Annotated in this window: 14 protein-coding genes; 9 read left to right on the top strand and 5 right to left on the bottom strand. The window is 68.7% G+C overall.

Features of this window, described 5'->3' with window-relative positions:
• Positions 1-96 precede the first annotated feature (96 nt).
• Positions 97-939 (top strand): helix-turn-helix domain-containing protein, encoded by an 843-nt coding sequence (locus ACFOWZ_RS39370; RefSeq protein WP_382379059.1) that lies wholly within the window; start codon positions 97-99, stop codon positions 937-939.
• 3 nt (positions 940-942) lie between these two features.
• Here the strand turns inward: ACFOWZ_RS39370 and ACFOWZ_RS39365 are convergent, their stop codons facing one another.
• Positions 943-2223, bottom strand: coding sequence for a hypothetical protein (locus ACFOWZ_RS39365; protein WP_382379058.1), 1281 nt, complete (start codon positions 2221-2223; stop codon positions 943-945).
• Between the two features lie 116 nt (positions 2224-2339).
• On the opposite strand from ACFOWZ_RS39365, the gene ACFOWZ_RS39360 reads away from it, so the two are divergent.
• From ACFOWZ_RS39360 to ACFOWZ_RS39340, 5 genes are all read left to right on the top strand, one after another.
• A complete protein-coding gene (locus tag ACFOWZ_RS39360) occupies positions 2340-3239 on the top strand; it encodes a superoxide dismutase (RefSeq protein ID WP_382379057.1) in 900 nt (299 codons plus the stop codon).
• Between the two features lie 202 nt (positions 3240-3441).
• On the top strand, positions 3442-5766 hold the full coding sequence (locus ACFOWZ_RS39355; RefSeq protein WP_382379056.1) for a sensor histidine kinase: 2325 nt from the start codon (positions 3442-3444) through the stop codon (positions 5764-5766).
• Positions 5763-6197: a roadblock/LC7 domain-containing protein gene (locus tag ACFOWZ_RS39350; protein WP_089913172.1), complete on the top strand. Its 435-nt coding sequence runs from the start codon at positions 5763-5765 to the stop codon at positions 6195-6197. Before ACFOWZ_RS39355 ends, ACFOWZ_RS39350 begins: the two co-directional genes overlap by 4 nt.
• The gene (locus tag ACFOWZ_RS39345; RefSeq protein ID WP_030466222.1) at positions 6197-6562 is read left to right on the top strand and encodes a DUF742 domain-containing protein; all 366 of its coding nucleotides are present in this window, start codon (positions 6197-6199) and stop codon (positions 6560-6562) included. Before ACFOWZ_RS39350 ends, ACFOWZ_RS39345 begins: the two co-directional genes overlap by 1 nt.
• Complete coding sequence (locus ACFOWZ_RS39340) at positions 6543-7127, top strand: GTP-binding protein (RefSeq protein WP_030466221.1); 585 nt, start codon at positions 6543-6545, stop codon at positions 7125-7127. Before ACFOWZ_RS39345 ends, ACFOWZ_RS39340 begins: the two co-directional genes overlap by 20 nt.
• On the opposite strand, the gene ACFOWZ_RS39335 is transcribed toward ACFOWZ_RS39340, so the two are convergent.
• The 4 genes from ACFOWZ_RS39335 to eat form a co-directional block, all read right to left on the bottom strand.
• Positions 7124-8461 (bottom strand): hypothetical protein, encoded by a 1338-nt coding sequence (locus ACFOWZ_RS39335; RefSeq protein ID WP_382379055.1) that lies wholly within the window; start codon positions 8459-8461, stop codon positions 7124-7126. The genes ACFOWZ_RS39340 and ACFOWZ_RS39335 overlap by 4 nt on opposite strands.
• A gap of 69 nt (positions 8462-8530) precedes the next feature.
• Positions 8531-9394 (bottom strand): 3-hydroxybutyryl-CoA dehydrogenase, encoded by an 864-nt coding sequence (locus ACFOWZ_RS39330; RefSeq protein WP_382379054.1) that lies wholly within the window; start codon positions 9392-9394, stop codon positions 8531-8533.
• On the bottom strand, positions 9387-10292 hold the full coding sequence (locus tag ACFOWZ_RS39325; RefSeq protein WP_382379053.1) for an NAD-dependent epimerase/dehydratase family protein: 906 nt from the start codon (positions 10290-10292) through the stop codon (positions 9387-9389). Before ACFOWZ_RS39325 ends, ACFOWZ_RS39330 begins: the two co-directional genes overlap by 8 nt.
• Complete coding sequence (eat, locus tag ACFOWZ_RS39320) at positions 10289-11713, bottom strand: ethanolamine permease (protein WP_382379052.1); 1425 nt, start codon at positions 11711-11713, stop codon at positions 10289-10291. The genes ACFOWZ_RS39325 and eat overlap by 4 nt, the downstream gene beginning before the upstream one ends.
• Positions 11714-11823: 110 nt before the next feature.
• On the opposite strand from eat, the gene ACFOWZ_RS39315 reads away from it, so the two are divergent.
• Genes ACFOWZ_RS39315 through ACFOWZ_RS39305 form a run of 3 tightly spaced genes read left to right on the top strand, consistent with a single transcriptional unit; the run spans position 11824 to position 15195 of the window.
• A complete protein-coding gene (locus ACFOWZ_RS39315; protein ID WP_382379051.1) occupies positions 11824-13164 on the top strand; it encodes a glutamine synthetase family protein in 1341 nt (446 codons plus the stop codon).
• Complete coding sequence (locus ACFOWZ_RS39310) at positions 13151-13846, top strand: gamma-glutamyl-gamma-aminobutyrate hydrolase family protein (RefSeq protein ID WP_382379050.1); 696 nt, start codon at positions 13151-13153, stop codon at positions 13844-13846. The genes ACFOWZ_RS39315 and ACFOWZ_RS39310 overlap by 14 nt, the downstream gene beginning before the upstream one ends.
• Entirely contained in the window at positions 13843-15195 is a 1353-nt protein-coding gene (locus ACFOWZ_RS39305; protein WP_382379049.1) for an aldehyde dehydrogenase family protein, read from the top strand. Before ACFOWZ_RS39310 ends, ACFOWZ_RS39305 begins: the two co-directional genes overlap by 4 nt.
• Positions 15196-15208: the final 13 nt, after the last annotated feature.

The following is a 15208-nucleotide window of genomic DNA, read 5'->3' as shown; positions in this document are numbered from 1 at the left end:
GTGAAGTACTCCGCTGAACCGGAAGCGTTGGCGTTTAACGGTTATCAACACCGGGTGCTCCATTCGGGAATCTGAATTGGTCATATCCTTCTCGTCATGCCGAAGGATTTCCGCGCCACGGCGCTCGAACGCGCCATCGGGCGGCAGCTGGCCGGGTGGCGCGCCGAGCGCGAGCTGAGCCTCGCCGAAGCGGGTCAGCGCGTGGGTTTCAGCGGTGCCAAGTTGTCCATGATGGAGAACGCGGTGCAGCCGTCGGCGCCCGTGGACGTCATGGCGTTGGGGTACGTCTACAAGGTGCCGACTCCGGAGTGGCAGGCCGTCGTGTTGCGCGCGCAGTACGCGGAACAGGTCCGTACGCGCGCGCTCAACAACGCGGTGAACTTCGACCCGGCGGCGGACTTCGCGAACCTGGTGTTCGAGGCGACGCTGCTGCGGGTGTTCACGACGGATCTCGTTCCCGCGGTGTTTCAGCTCCCCGGCTACACCAACGCCGTGATGCAGACCGATGATCCGGTTCGGACCGCACGGTTCGCGATGGTGCGGGAGGCGTGGTCCACGCGCCTGGGCGACAAGGATCCACTTGCGGTGGAGGTGGTCTTTCCGGAGGCGGTGCTGTGGCAGGTCGTCGGCGGGCCGCGGGTGATGAAGGCGCAGCTGTTGCACCTGATGGAGGTCAGCGAGCACCCGACGGTGAGCGTGCAGGTCGTGCCGCGTTCGGTCGGGGCCTATCCGGCGATGGGGTCGCCGTTCACGTTGCTCGGTTTCCCGCACCGCCAGCACAACGACGTGGCGTACCTGGAGACGTTCATCAGGGGCGAGTACGTCGAGGAGCCGGGCCTGACCGAGCAGTGCGCGCAACGGTTCACGAGCCTGCGGGAGCTCGCGCTGGGCACCGGCGAGTCGCTGGAGCTCATCGCCGAGGCCGCCGCCGAGCTGTGAGGGTCAGGGCGGGTCGATGCTGAAGACCACCCGGTGGCCGGTCCACTCGTTCAGGCCCCACAGGCGTCCGGACGCGCGGCTGTAGGAGAGGTTCTGCGTGAGGCTGGGGGACTTGGTGAGGACGGAGGGGGCGTTGCCGGGGCGTGCGCGGTGGATGCACGAGTAGGCGCCGCGGGCGGTGGGGTCGGGGACCCAGCTCTCGGGGCACTCGCCGGACATGTAGTACCAGGTGCCGTCGGTGGCCACGCCCTGCATCTGGAAGACCGGTGTGCTGTACCCGGCGGTGGCGGAGGTCGTGTTCACCGCGTCGCCGTTGTCCGCCCTGGGCATGTCGTGGGTGTTGCTGAGCGGCCAGCGAACGATCCGGCCTCCTGCGCCTGCCGCGGAGCTGCGGTACTCGCCTGAGACGAGGGCGTGCGGGGTGGTGCTGCGGTCGAGGCTCAGCGAACCCAGGCAGATCGGTCCGCTCGCTCCCGCGCAGGCGCGAGGGTCGGCCGAGCGTTCTCCTGTGTGATAGCGGGCCACGAGCGGTAGTGCCCACTGGTGCCAGCGCGCTGACGAGACGCCGGCGCGAATGCCCGTCTCCTCGCGGGACGTGGTGCTCATCTTCCACAGGTACTGCATGTCGAAGACGAGAAGTTCACCGCCGTTGGCCACGAACAGCTTGTTGCCGTACCAGACCATGCCGTCGGCGTGGACGTTGGTGACGGGGACGAAGTTCCCGGACGTGTCGTTGCCGGTGGGCTGGACGAGCATGACGTGGCCGTAGCTGACTCGGCCGCCGGTGGACTCGGCGATGGTGACGCGCCCGAACTTGTTCTGGCCGGCGGAGGCGTTCCCGAAGAACCAGGACGCCAGGTAGAGGTGGTGGCCGTGGTACGACGTCCCGTCGAAGTCGTGGGAGGCCGTGAACCCCTGGGGGTGCCAGCCACCTTCGGCGGAGTAGGCGCTGGTGTTGTCGTCCCCTGAGTCCCAGCAGAATCCGTCGTACTTGTAGGTGCCGTTCAGTCCCGTGTCGTGACACAGGGCCGCACGGCCGACGTGTTGCGCGGACTGCGCCACCTGCAACGGCGTGACCCTCGTGACCGCGCCGGACGCCTCGGCGCCCCTGATGGCCGCGCCGTAGGCACGCCAGTCCGCCGTCGGGTCGATCTTGAGCTTGAAGTCCCTGGAGGCGTTCGGCAGAACGGTCAACGCCGTCGCGGCCGACGCCGGCTGCACCCACGTCAGCGAGGCGGCGAAAGCGATCAGCACGACCAGCAGTCGGCCTCTTCCGGTGATCATCAACTCAGGCTAGTCACCGCTGAGCTGTGGAGATGTCGGATTCCTGAGAAAACTCCGGTTCGGCCGCCCACCTGGAGAAGGATCGGGGGCGCACCCCAATCCGAGAAGGAGGCGGCATGTACCGCAGATTCGGTGTCCTGCTCGCGGCGGTCCTGGGCGTCACGCTCACCGCCGCGGCGCCGGCCACCGCAGACGGGTTCAAGCAGTTCCCGACGGAGTTCTCGCTGCCGAACGGGTGGCAACCGGAAGGCATCGCGATCAGCGGCACCACGGCCTACTTCGGGTCGCGGGCCGACGGGTCGATCTACGCGGCGGACCTGCGCACCGGCAACGGCAAGGTGCTCGCGAAGGGGCCCGGTACGCCGTCGCTCGGCATGAAGGTCGACGCGCGCAAGCGGCTGTGGGTCGCGGGCGGCACGGGTGGCGACGCACGCGTCTATGACACCCGCACGGGCGCATTGCTGGCGAAGTTCCAGTTCGCGACCACGGACACGTTCGTCAACGACGTCGTGCTGACCGAGAGGTCGGCGTGGTTCACCGACTCGCGCAAGGCGGTGCTCTACGAGGTGCCGCTGAACCTGAAGCCGCACCGGACCCTGGCGCTGACCGGTGACCTCGTGATCACACCCGGCGCGGTGAACCTCAACGGCATCGTCACCGGGCTCGACGGCGGCCTGATCGCGGTGCAGAGCAACACCGGCAAGTTGTTCAAGATCGATGCTCGGACGGGCAACACCACGAGCATCAATTTGCACGGTCAAACACTTGCGAATGGTGACGGTCTGTTGCGTGAGGGACGCCAGTTGTTCGTGGTGCAAAACAGGTTGAACAAAGTCGCGCGATACACGCTCGGCCGCGATGGCGCGACTCTTGCCGCGGAACGCACGGACCCCCGGTTCGACGTTCCCACGACGGTGGCCGCGTTCGGCAAGCGCCTCTACCTGCCGAATGCCCGCTTCAGCACGCCGCCGACGCCGGAGACGACCTACAACGTCGTCGCAGTAGAGCGCCCATAGTGAAACGTGCATGAGAACTAGCCCGTACGGGGGTTCTTGCCTTGTGAGAACCCTCGTACCGGGTGTTGCTCCGCTCACTCGACTGGGTAGCCTGCCAACCGCGCACTGCGTGTGATCGCTGTCATTGGGTAACGATGATCTCTGCTTGTTACCTTATTGCAGCCGAAGGAGTGACCCGGGTTACGGAGACCGTGAGAGCGCTGTGAACGAGAAGAGCGGTTACACACCGACCAACTACCGGACCATTCGGTCCCGGCTGGCGGGTGTCGTGGTCGTTCCCAGCGTCGTTCTCCTGGTGATGTGGGCGGTTTTCTCCTCGTACACCGTTTTCGACGGTTTCTACATGCGCTCGATCGCATCCGGCGTGAAGGACGTGACGACCCCGTCCGCCGAGGCGTTCGTCGGGCTGCAGAAGGAACGCCAGCTGAGCCTCGTCCTGCTGAGCAAGGCGGGCGGTGTGGACGCGGCCGCGATGAAGAAGCAGCAGGAGTCGACCGACGAATCCGTCCGGAAGATGAAAGACGCTTTCGCGGACCTTTCGGACAACTCGCCCCAGGACGTGGTCGACCGGATCAACGCCCTCAACTCCGTGCTGAACGAACTGCCGCAACAGCGCACGCAGGTCGCGTCCGGCAACGCGAACCCGCAGGCGGTCTACGACTACTACAACAGCGTCCTCGACGCCGGTGTCGCGCTGTTCTCCCGGCAGGCGCGCCTGGTGCCGGACGCGGAGGCCGGGCAGGCGAGCGTCCACGCGGTCACGATCTTCCAGGCCGCCGACTGGTTGTCGCGCGCCGCCACGATCGGGTCGCGCGGGCTGCTCAACGGCAAGTTCACCCCGGCCGAGCGCGTCGAGTTCGCCCGGCTCGTCGGCGCCTACCACTCGGGCGTCGACTCCACGATCCCGTACGCCCTGCAGCAGTCCCGTCAGCGGTACGACGAGCTGCGCGCGACCACGGAGTACCGGTCGTTGCTCGACCTCGAGGGCAGGATCATCAACGGCGACGCGTCCGTCACCGACCAGCAGTGGCGCGCGGCGGCCGGTCCGGTGCACGAGAACCTCGTCGGGATCGCGGCCGGGCAGGCACAGGCCGCGGCCGACCTCGGTCTCGACAAGGCCAACACCCGGCTCACCGCGGTGCTGATCGGCAGCCTCATCGCGTTGCTCGCCGTCGTCGTGGGCATCGTGCTCGCGTTGCGCATCTCGAACCGCCTGGTCAGCAAGGCGCTGGTCACGCGGCTCACCTCGTTGCGGGAGGACACGCTGCGGCTCGCGCAGGAACGGCTGCCGCACATCGTGGCGCGCCTGCGCGGTGGTGAGCAGGTGGACGTCCACCGCGACATGCCGCCGCTGGACTACGGCAACGACGAGATCGGCCAGGTCGCGGACGCGTTCAACACCGCCCAGTACACGGCCGTCGCGGCCGCGGTGAAGGAGACGCAGGCCCGCGAAGGCGTGAACCGGGTCTTCCTCGACATCGCGCACCGCAACCAGGGACTCGTCCACCGCCAGCTCAAGATCCTCGACAAGCTCGAACGCGAGGAGGAGCACCCCGAACAGCTCGACTCGCTCTTCCAGCTCGACCACCTGGCGACGCGGGCCCGCCGCAACGCCGAGAACCTGATCATCCTCGCGGGGGAGCAGCCGGGCAGGCAGTGGCGCAAGCCGGTGCGGCTGAGCGACGTCATCCGGTCCGCGGTCGCCGAGACCGAGCAGTACGTCCGGGTGAAGGTCAACCCGGTGCCGGACCGCGCCCTGGTCGGCGTCGCCGTCGCCGACACGATCCACCTGCTCGCGGAGCTCGTCGACAACGCGACGGCGTTCTCGTCGCCGCGTTCGGAGGTGATCGTCCACTCCAGCGCCGTCCCGCACGGGATCGTGATCGAGATCGAGGACCACGGTCTCGGCATGACGCAGGAGGAACGACTCCAGGCCAACGCGAAGCTCTCCAACCCGCCGGACTTCGAGACGATGGCGTTCCGGGGCGAGTCGCGCCTCGGGCTGTTCGTCGTCGCCCGGCTCGCCGCGCGCCGGGGCATCAAGGTCGAGCTGCGCGACTCGCCCTACGGCGGCACGGTCGCGTTGTGCGTGCTGCCGCCCAACATCGTCGCGCCGCACAACACCGCGGGCGACATCACCGAGACCACGCAGATGCCGGTGCGGTCGTTCCGCGACCAGCACCACGCCGCGGAGCACCCGAGCTTCCCGCTGAAGGTGACCCCGGAATTCCAGGCGGCCTTGAACGCGACCGCTCCCCCAGCCGTTTCCGAAGCAGACGCATCGGTGGACGAACCAACCCCTGCGGCACCTCCGACGGACGGGAAGGCCCCCCTTCCCCGCAGGAAGAAGCGGCAGAACCTCGCGCCGCAGCTCATGCAGTCCGCGGAGGAGCCTTCGCACGCCGAGCCGATTACCGGCGAAAGGACGGCCGAGCGGACCCGAGACGGGCTCGCCGCGTTCCAGCGCGGCACCCGTGACGCCCGGCTGACCGACGACTGGAGATCAGAAGGAGCCCCCTCGTCATGAAGGACAACACCAGCCAGCACGGCGAACTGAACTGGTTGCTGGAGGACCTGATCCAGCGCGTGGTCGGCGCCCGTCACGCGGTCGTGCTGTCGGCGGACGGACTCCTGCTCGGCCGCTCGGCCGGGCTGTCCCGCGACGACTCGGAGCACCTGTCCGCGATGGCGTCGGCGTTCCAGTCGCTCGCCCGCGGCACCGGCCGGCACTTCGGCGGCGGCGCGGTGCGGCAGACCATCGTGGAGATGGAGCACGCGTACCTGTTCGTGACGGCGGCGGGCCACGGCGCCTGCCTGGCCGTTCTGGGTGAAGAGGACGCGGACATGGGCATGATCGCGTACGAGATGAACATGCTGGTCAAGCGGGTGGGCACGTACCTCTCGTCGGCCCCGCGCGCAGAGACGGCGACAGTTCCTTCGGCGCGTGAGTCGCGCTGATGACCGCGCGGGAGGACTGGTGGTACGACGAGGCCGCGGGGCCGCTGGTGCGGCCCTACGCGATGGTGCGCGGCCGCACCCGGCCGAACGCGCCTGATCTCCACCTCGTGACGCAGGTCCGCGCCTCCTCGTTTGCGTCCGACCAGACGTCGCTGACGGTCGAGCATCGCGAGATCATGGCCCTGTGCGCACGCCCGCTCTCGGTCGCCGAGGTCGCCGCCTACCTCGACGTCCCACTCGTCGTGGTGAAGGTCCTGCTGTCGGACCTCATCGAGCGCGGTGACGTGATCGTGCAGAACTCCCCTCCCCAGATTCCCGACAGGGATCTCCTGCAGGCCGTACTGGATGGTGTTCGTGGGATCTGACGACCAGCTGACCGTGCCCACCGCGGTCAAGATCGTCATCGCAGGCGGGTTCGGCACCGGCAAGACCACGATGGTCGGGTCGGTGTCCGAGATCGCGCCGCTGAGGACCGAGGAGCTGCTCACCGAGGCGGGTGTGCACGTCGACGACCTCGCCGGCATCGAGGGCAAGGACACGACGACCGTCGCCCTGGACTTCGGGCGCATCACCATCAACACCAAGGTGGTGCTGTACCTGTTCGGGACGCCGGGCCAGAACCGGTTCTGGTTCATGTGGGACGAGCTGGCGACGGGCGCGATCGGCGCGGTGGTCCTGGTGGACACGCGGCGGCTCGACTCCTCGTTCCCGTCGATCGACTTCTTCGAGCACCGCGGCATCCCGTTCGTCGTGGCGGTGAACTGCTTCGACGGGGCGCAGCTGTACACGGTGGACGAGGTGCGGCACGCGCTGGACCTCGACGACTCGATCCCGGTGGTGCTGTGCGACGCACGGGACCGCGAGTCGTCGAAGGCGGTGCTGGTCGGGCTGATCCAGCACTCGATGAACCGGCTGGAGGCGGCGGTTTAGGGGTTCTTCCGGACCAAGCCGGTGAACCCCGCGACGAACAACGTCGCGAACGCCCACGCCAGCAGCTGCAGGATCCACGTCGCCACGACCACGAACTGACCGGACGTCGTCGTCGTGGCGACCTGGCACCGTTGCACGGCGTCGGTCTTCACCAGGGGCGCGGCGGCGTTGAGCGCGTAGCCGATCTGTTCGACGGTCGAGCAGCGGACCGCGCCCGAGCCGAGCACCACCGCGGCCGACACCGCGAGCGTGCCGAGCAGCCACAGCAACGCCGTCGCGGGCCGGTAGCCGTAGCCGACCGTGGCGCCGGTGATGCGGTGCCACGCCCGGCCCCAGCGCGTCAGCCTGCCGCGGCGCAGCAGGTCGCGCTGCTGGGCGACGCGGATGCGCCGGACGTCGCGTTCGTGGCCCGCCGCCTGGTGCGCGGCGGCGAGCTGGGCGTAGGGCTGGGTCGCGTACTGCGGTGTCCTGTTCGCCAGCAGGTCGAGCCACTCGTCGAGGGTCGAGTCACGCGGCAGGCCCGCGTACGTGAGCCCGTCCAACTCCACGGGGCCGTCCGCGAAGTCAGCGGGCAGGAACAACTCCATGCCCAGCTTCACGTGTTTGACGTCCAGCGCGGCTTCCGGGCCTGCTGCCGCGCCGCGCCGGAGAACGAGCTGGCCGCCGATGCGGGATCCCCGGATGCGCACGCCCCGGTGCTGCTCCGAACGCGCGCGGAAGCCGTGTGCGAGCAGGACGCTGCCGTCGACCTGCATGTCCATGCCGCGCAGGGCGCTGTCCAGCCCGGTCAGCTCGGCGCCCCCGCAGTCGAGGTTGCCGCCGATGCGGGCGCCGTCGAGCAGAACCGTCGCGGACGTCCTGACGTCGTTGAGGTACAGGTCGCTGCCGGTCCGGAGCTTGGCGGCGTGCAGGGCGTTCGAGGTCCGGCTGAGCAGGTGGGCACCGCGCAGGTTCACGTGACCGCCGACGGTCGCCTCGGCCAGGTCGAGGGCGTAGTTCGCCGTGCCGCCGTCGAGACGTGCGCCGACCAGGTAGAAGTAGTGGTCCAGCCGCATCCACGGCGCGATCACCGCCGGTGCGGTCAGGCCGGACAGGTCGAGCGCGGACAGCTGCGCGCGGTCGAGCAGGATCGGCGCCTCCGCCGTGCAGTCCAAGAGCACCAACGGCCGTTTGGCCACCACGTCGCAGAGGTCGAGCTGTCCCTCAATGCGCGCGTTGCGCACCCTCAGGCCGCGAGGGTCGAGCTTGTCGGCGTCCACCAACAGGTCGCGAATGGACGACGCCGAGATCGCGGCGCCTTCGAAGTCGACGAGCTCGCCCTTGGTCAGGTCCACGTGATCACGCTATCCGTGATCTTGGCCGGAGTGGGCCGGGTCGGTGCAATCACCGGCCCGGCACCGGACTCACTTCGCGTAGTTGTGGAACCCGCGGCCCGACTTCTTGCCCAGCAGGCCCGCGTCCACCATGCGCAGCAGCAACGGCGGCGGCGAGTACAGCGGCTCCTTGAACTCGTCGTACATCGACTCGGCGATGGCCTTCGTGGTGTCGAGGCCGATCAGGTCGGTGAGGCGCAGCGGTCCCATGGGGTGTGCGCAGCCCAGCACCATGCCGTTGTCGATGTCGTCGGCCGAGGCGAAGCCGGACTCGAGCATGCGGATCGACGAGAGCAGGTAGGGGATCAGCAGCGCGTTGACCACGAAGCCGGCGCGGTCCTGCGAGCGGATCACCTCCTTGTGGAGGGTGCCCCGGACGAACTCCTCGGCGCGGTCCTGGGTCGTCGAGCCGGTCAGCAGCGACGGCACGATCTCGACGAGCTTCAGCACGGGCACCGGGTTGAAGAAGTGCACGCCGATGACCTGCTCGGGACGGCCGGTGGCCATGCCCAGCTTCATGATCGGGATGGACGACGTGTTGGACGCGAAGATGGCGTCCTCGTCCTTCACGACCTTGTCGAGCGCGGTGAAGACCTCGGTCTTGATCTGCTCGTTCTCGGCGACGGCCTCGACCACGAACTGCCGGTCGCCGAAGTCGCCGATGTCGGTGGTGAACCGGATGCGCGCCAGGGCGGCGTCGCGGTCGGCCTCACTGAGCTTGCCGGACTTCACGCCCCTGGCCAGCGAAGAGGCGATCCGCCCCTGCGCGGCCGCGGCCGCGTCCACGTTGACCTCGGCGACGATGACGTCGAGGCCGGCGCGGGCGCTCACCTCGGCGATTCCGGACCCCATCAGGCCGGAACCGACGACTCCCACTCGTTGAATGTCACTCACCCACCCGATCCTGCCATGGCCTGCTCGAAGGCGCGCCGAGCCAGTCCAGGGTCTCGGCGACCGTGGAGGCGTAGTCGCCCGCCGGCCGGTAGCCGAGCGCCGTGGCCGCGGAGGTGTCGAGGACGAACGGCGGCACGCGGTGCCACGGGTGGCGGCCGGACTGGTCGTGGTCGAGCAGGATCTCGTGCCAGTCGTGGCCGAAGTGGCGCGCGATGATCCGGGAGATCTCCAGGCCGTTCGGCGCGTCCGGGTCGGCGGCGTTGAGGATCCGGCGGCCGGGGCGGTCGGCGGCGGTCTCGATCAGCGCGGCGATGTTGGCCGCGGCGGACGGGTGGTCGACGCCCTCGCCCCGGTCAGCGAGCAGCACCACCCGGTGCCGGGCGAGGATCCGTTCGACGAAGTACCACTCCAGCGGGCGCTTGTTGCCCACTCCGTGCACTTTGGACGGTCGCAGCACGGTGATCGGCAGGCCGCTGTCGAGCAACGTCCGCTCGGCAGCGACCTTGTTGGGGCCGTAGCCCTCGCGAGTCATGAAGTCACCACCGCCCGGAGCCGTCGTCGGCTGGTCCTCGGTCACGGGACCGGTGAACCGCGGCGGCTCGGCGGAGTTGACGTGCCGGCCCTCGTCGTCCACGTACACGGCCTTGGCGGAGATCATCACCGTCGAGGCCGCGTGGCGGGCCAGCGGCAGCAGTGTTCTGGCGTGCTCGGCGGTGTAGCAGAGACAGTCGACCAGCAGGTCCGCGCCGTCGCCCAGTGCGCGGGCGATCGCCGCCGGATCCTCGCGGTCGACCTCACGACCGGGTGCGTCGACGGTCCAGCCGTGTGCCCGCAGACGCCGAGCGGCGGCACGGCCGATGAGGCCCGTGCCGCCGAGGATCAACGCTCGCTTGCTCAATCCAGCTCTGCCTCTGCCTTCGCGATGGCCGCGAACTCCTCCTCCGGCGCGTTCGCCACCAGATGATGGCGACTGTAGAACCAGTAGTAGGCCACCGCCACGAGCACGATGCCTGCCGTCACCGCCGCCGCGATCTCGTCGACGAAGAACGTCGCGATAACGGCCGCAACGGCCAGAACCAGGGCCACGCTCGTGGTGACCACACCGCCGGGCGTGCGGTACGGGCGTGGCAGATCCGGTGCCGTCTTGCGCAGGACGATGTGCGACACCATCATCAGCACGTACGAGAGAGCCGCCCCGAACACCGCGATGTTGATGAGGCGCGCGCCGCCCGTGACCGGGTCGACCGTCTTCATGATCGTGGCCAGCGCGAAACCGATGGTGCCCGGCACGATCAACGCGAGGTAGGGCGTCTTGCGCTTGCCGGTCTTCGACAGCCACCGCGGCAGGTAGCCCGCGCGGGACAGGGCGAAGAGCTGCCGCGAGTAGGCGTAGATGATGGAGAAGAACGACGCGACCAGTCCGGCCAGGCCGACGTAGTTCACCAGCTGCGCCAGGAAGTTGTCGCCGCCGTAGGCCGCGCGGACCGCCTCGGGCAACGGGTTGCCGGACGCCTCCAGCACCTTCGCGCCCGCGCCACCGGGTGCCACGAGCAGGATTGCCGCCGCGAAGACGAGCAGAGCGACCATCGCGCCGATGATGCCGCGTGGCATGTCGCGCTTGGGATCGCGTGCTTCCTCGGCGGCCAGTGGCACGCCCTCGACCGCGAGGAAGAACCAGATCGCGAACACGATCGCGCCCCACGCCCCCGTGACGCCCATGGGCAGGAACGAGCCGTCGCCGATGTCGAACAGCTTGGCGGAGTCGAACTTCGGGATCATGCCCGCCACGAACGCGACCAGAGCCACCACGGCGATGCCGGTGATGACGAACATCAGCCGCAACGCCTCGCCGACACCCCACAGGTGGATGCCCACGAAGATCACGTAGCAGGCCAGGTACACCGGCCAGGTGGCGTCCAGCAAACCGAGTGCCTTGACGTAGTCGCCGATGAACACGGAGATCGCCGCGGGCGCGATGGCGTACTCGATCAGAATGGCTATGCCGGTGGCGTAGCCTCCCAACGGGCCGAGCGCGCGCCTCGCGAAACCGTAGCCAGCGCCCGCGACGGGCAGTGCCGAGGCCAGTTCGGCGAGACCGAACACCATGCACGTGTACATGGTCGCCATCAGGATCGTGGCGACCAGCAACCCGCCCCACCCGCCCTGGGCGAGACCGAAGTTCCATCCGGCGAAATCGCCGGAGATCACGTACGAGACACCCAGCCCGGCGAGCAGGACCCAACCCGCCGCCCCACGTTTGAGCTGACGGTGCTCCAGGTAGTCGCTGCCGACCTTCTCGTACTCGACGTGCTTGGCCATATGGACTCCTAATAGTCCTTTAACCGGTGGTTGAGGGTGGCGCCCGTCACCCACAAGTGTCAAGATGGTGCCGCCAATGGCTCGCAGACATACCTTTGGAGGAACGCGGGATGCTGACCGTCGAGGAGTTGCGCGAGGCCGTGGACACCGGTGAGATCGACACCGTCCTGGTGGCGATCGTGGACATGCAGGGGCGCCTGCAGGGCAAGCGGTGCGCGGCGCAGTACTTCCTCGACGAGGTCCTCGGGCACTCCGCGGAGGGCTGCAACTACCTGCTCGCCGTCGACGTCGAGATGAACCCGGTCAGCGGCTACGCGATGTCGAGCTGGGACCGCGGGTACGGCGACTTCGTGATGAAGCCGGACATCTCGACGTTGCGCCGCGTCCCGTGGCAGGAGGGCACCGCGCTGGTCATGTGCGACCTCGTCTGGGAGAACGACGAGCCGGTCGTCGCCTCGCCGCGGCAGATCCTGCGCAAGCAGCTCGACCGGCTGGCCGCGCTCGGCCTGGAGGCCTACGTCGGCACCGAGCTCGAGTTCATCGTCTTCGACGACACGTACGAGCAGGCGTTCAACGCCGGCTACCGCAACCTCACGCCGTCGAACCAGTACAACGTCGACTACTCGTTGCTGGGCACCGCGCGCGTTGAACCGTTGCTGCGCGCTATCCGCAACGGCATGACGGGCGCGGGCATGGTCGTCGAGTCGGCCAAGGGCGAGTGCAACCCCGGCCAGCACGAGATCGCGTTCCGGTACACGACGGCGTTGCGGACGTGCGACCAGCACGCCATCTACAAGAACGGCGCCAAGGAGATCGCGGCGCAGCAGGGCAAGTCGCTCACGTTCATGGCGAAGTACAACGAACGCGAGGGCAACTCCTGCCACATCCACCTGTCCGTGCGCTCGAAGGACGGCGACCCGGTCTTCGCCGAGGGCCACGGCATGTCCGAGATGATGAAGCACTTCCTGGCGGGCCAGCTGGCGGCGCTGCGCGAGTTCACCTACTTCCTGGCGCCGAACATCAACTCCTACAAGCGTTTCGTGAAGGGCTCGTTCGCGCCGACCGCGGTGGCGTGGGGTCGCGACAACCGCACCTGCGCGCTGCGGGTCGTGGGCCACGGGCAGTCGCTCAGGTTCGAGAACCGGGTACCCGGCGGGGACGTGAACCCGTACCTGGCGGTCGCGGCGCTGATCGCGGCCGGTCTGCACGGGGTCGAGAACAAGCTCGAGCTGGAGGACGAGTTCGTCGGCAACGCCTACGCGTCCGACCGGCCGACCGTGCCGACGACGTTGCGCGAGGCGGCCGACCTGTTCGGGGCCAGCGAGATCGCGCGGGAGGCCTTCGGCAAGGACGTCGTCGACCACTACCTCAACGCGGCCAAGGTCGAGCTGGACGCGTTCGAGGCGGCGATCACGGACTGGGAGAAGGTACGCGGGTTTGAGCGCCTCTAAGCCACTCATCGGCATCAGCACGTACCTGGAACGCACGCGCTTCGGGCACTGGGACGTGGAAGCCGCGGTGCTCTACCGCGGTTACCTCGACTGCGTGGTCAAGGCGGGCGGCAACCCGGTCATGCTGCCGCCGGTCGGCACCTGGACCGCCGAGACCATCGCGTTCCTGGACGGACTGGTGATCGCGGGCGGCGCGGACATCGACCCCGCCGCCTACGGTGCCGAGAAGCACGAGAAGACCGGCGAACCGCGGCGCGACCGCGACGACGCCGAGTTCGCGTTGGTCGAGGCCGCGCTGAAGATCGACCTGCCGGTGCTCGGCGTGTGCCGGGGCATGCAGGTGCTCAACGTGGCGCTGGGCGGCACGCTGCACCAGCACATCGAGGGTCACAACCCGGCGCCGGGCGTCTTCGGGCACACCGACATCGAGATCGTCGGGGACTCACGGCTGCACGACGTCCTCGGCGGCGCGACGACCGTGCAGTGCCACCACCACCAGTCGCTGGACCGGGTCGCGGACGGGCTGCGCGTCACCGCCGCGGCACCCGACGGCACGGTCGAGGCCGTCGAACTGGAGAGCGCCCCGTTCGTCGTCGGCGTGCAGTCGCACCCCGAGCAGGACACCGAGGACCTGAGGTTGTTCGAAGCGCTGGTCGAAGCCGCAAGGAGAAGAGCGTCGTGACCTTTGACGTCATCAACCCCGCCACCGAGAAGGTCGTTCGGTCCGTACCGCACACCTCTCTCGAAGAGACGGACGCGGCGATCGTGCGCGCGCAGCAGGCGTTCCAGAGCTGGCGGAACGTCGCACCCGGCGATCGCGGGCGGTTGCTGCGCAAGTTCGCGGAGCTCGTCGACGCGCACAACGAGGAGCTGGCGCGGCTGGAGGTCGAGAACTCCGGCCACACGATCGGCAACGCGCGGTGGGAGGCCGGCAACGTCCGCGACGTGCTGCAGTACTACTCGGCCGCGCCGGAACGGTTGTTCGGCAAGCAGATCCCGGTGCCCGGCGGGCTGAACGTCACGTTCCACGAGCCGCTCGGCGTCGTCGGCGTGATCGTGCCGTGGAACTTCCCGATGCCGATCGCGGGCTGGGGGTTCGCCCCGGCGCTCGCCGCGGGCAACACGGTCGTGCTCAAGCCCGCCGAGCTCACGCCGCTGACGGCGATCCGGCTCGGCGAGCTGGCCCTGGAGGCAGGCATCCCCGAGGGCGTCTTCCAGGTGCTGCCGGGCAAGGGCAGCGTCGTCGGCAACCGGTTCGTCACGCACCCGTTGGTGCGCAAGGTCGTCTTCACCGGCTCGACCGAGGTCGGCAAGCAGATCATGGCGGGCTGCGCGGACCAGGTGAAGCGGGTGACGCTGGAGCTGGGCGGCAAGTCGGCCAACATCGTCTTCGCGGACTCCGACCTGGAGAAGGCGGCGGCGACGGCGCCGTACGGGGTGTTCGACAACGCCGGGCAGGACTGCTGTGCCCGGTCGCGGATCCTCGTCCAGGCGAGCGCCTACGACCGGTTCATGGAGCTGCTGGAGCCCGCCGTCAAGGGCGTCAAGGTCGGTGAGCCCGGCGAGGACGCGACCGAGATGGGGCCGCTCATCTCCGCGTCGCACCTCGGCAAGGTCGCGTCTTACGTACCAGACGACGCTCCTGTCGCGTTCCGGGGAAGCGCGCCGGACGGACCGGGGTTCTGGTTCCCGCCGACGGTCCTCACACCGCCCGCGGACCACCCGACGGTCTACGAGGAGATCTTCGGACCGGTCGTCGTCGTGCTGCCGTTCACCGACGAGGCCGACGCGATCCGGATCGCGAACGACTCCGAGTACGGGCTGTCCGGGTCGATCTGGACGAACGACGTCGGCCGCGCGATCCGGGTGTCGCGTGCCGTCGAGGCCGGAAATCTCTCTGTCAACTCACATTCGTCCGTCCGCTACTGGACGCCGTTCGGTGGCGTGAAGCAGTCGGGGCTCGGTCGCGAGCTCGGTCCGGACGCGCTGGACGCCTTCACCGAAGTCAAGAACGTCTTCATCGCTACCTGATTTCACGCAACCT

The organism is Lentzea rhizosphaerae, from assembly GCF_042649515.1.
GTDB lineage: Bacteria > Actinomycetota > Actinomycetes > Mycobacteriales > Pseudonocardiaceae > Lentzea > Lentzea aerocolonigenes.
This window is presented reverse-complemented; position numbering and strand designations above follow the sequence as displayed.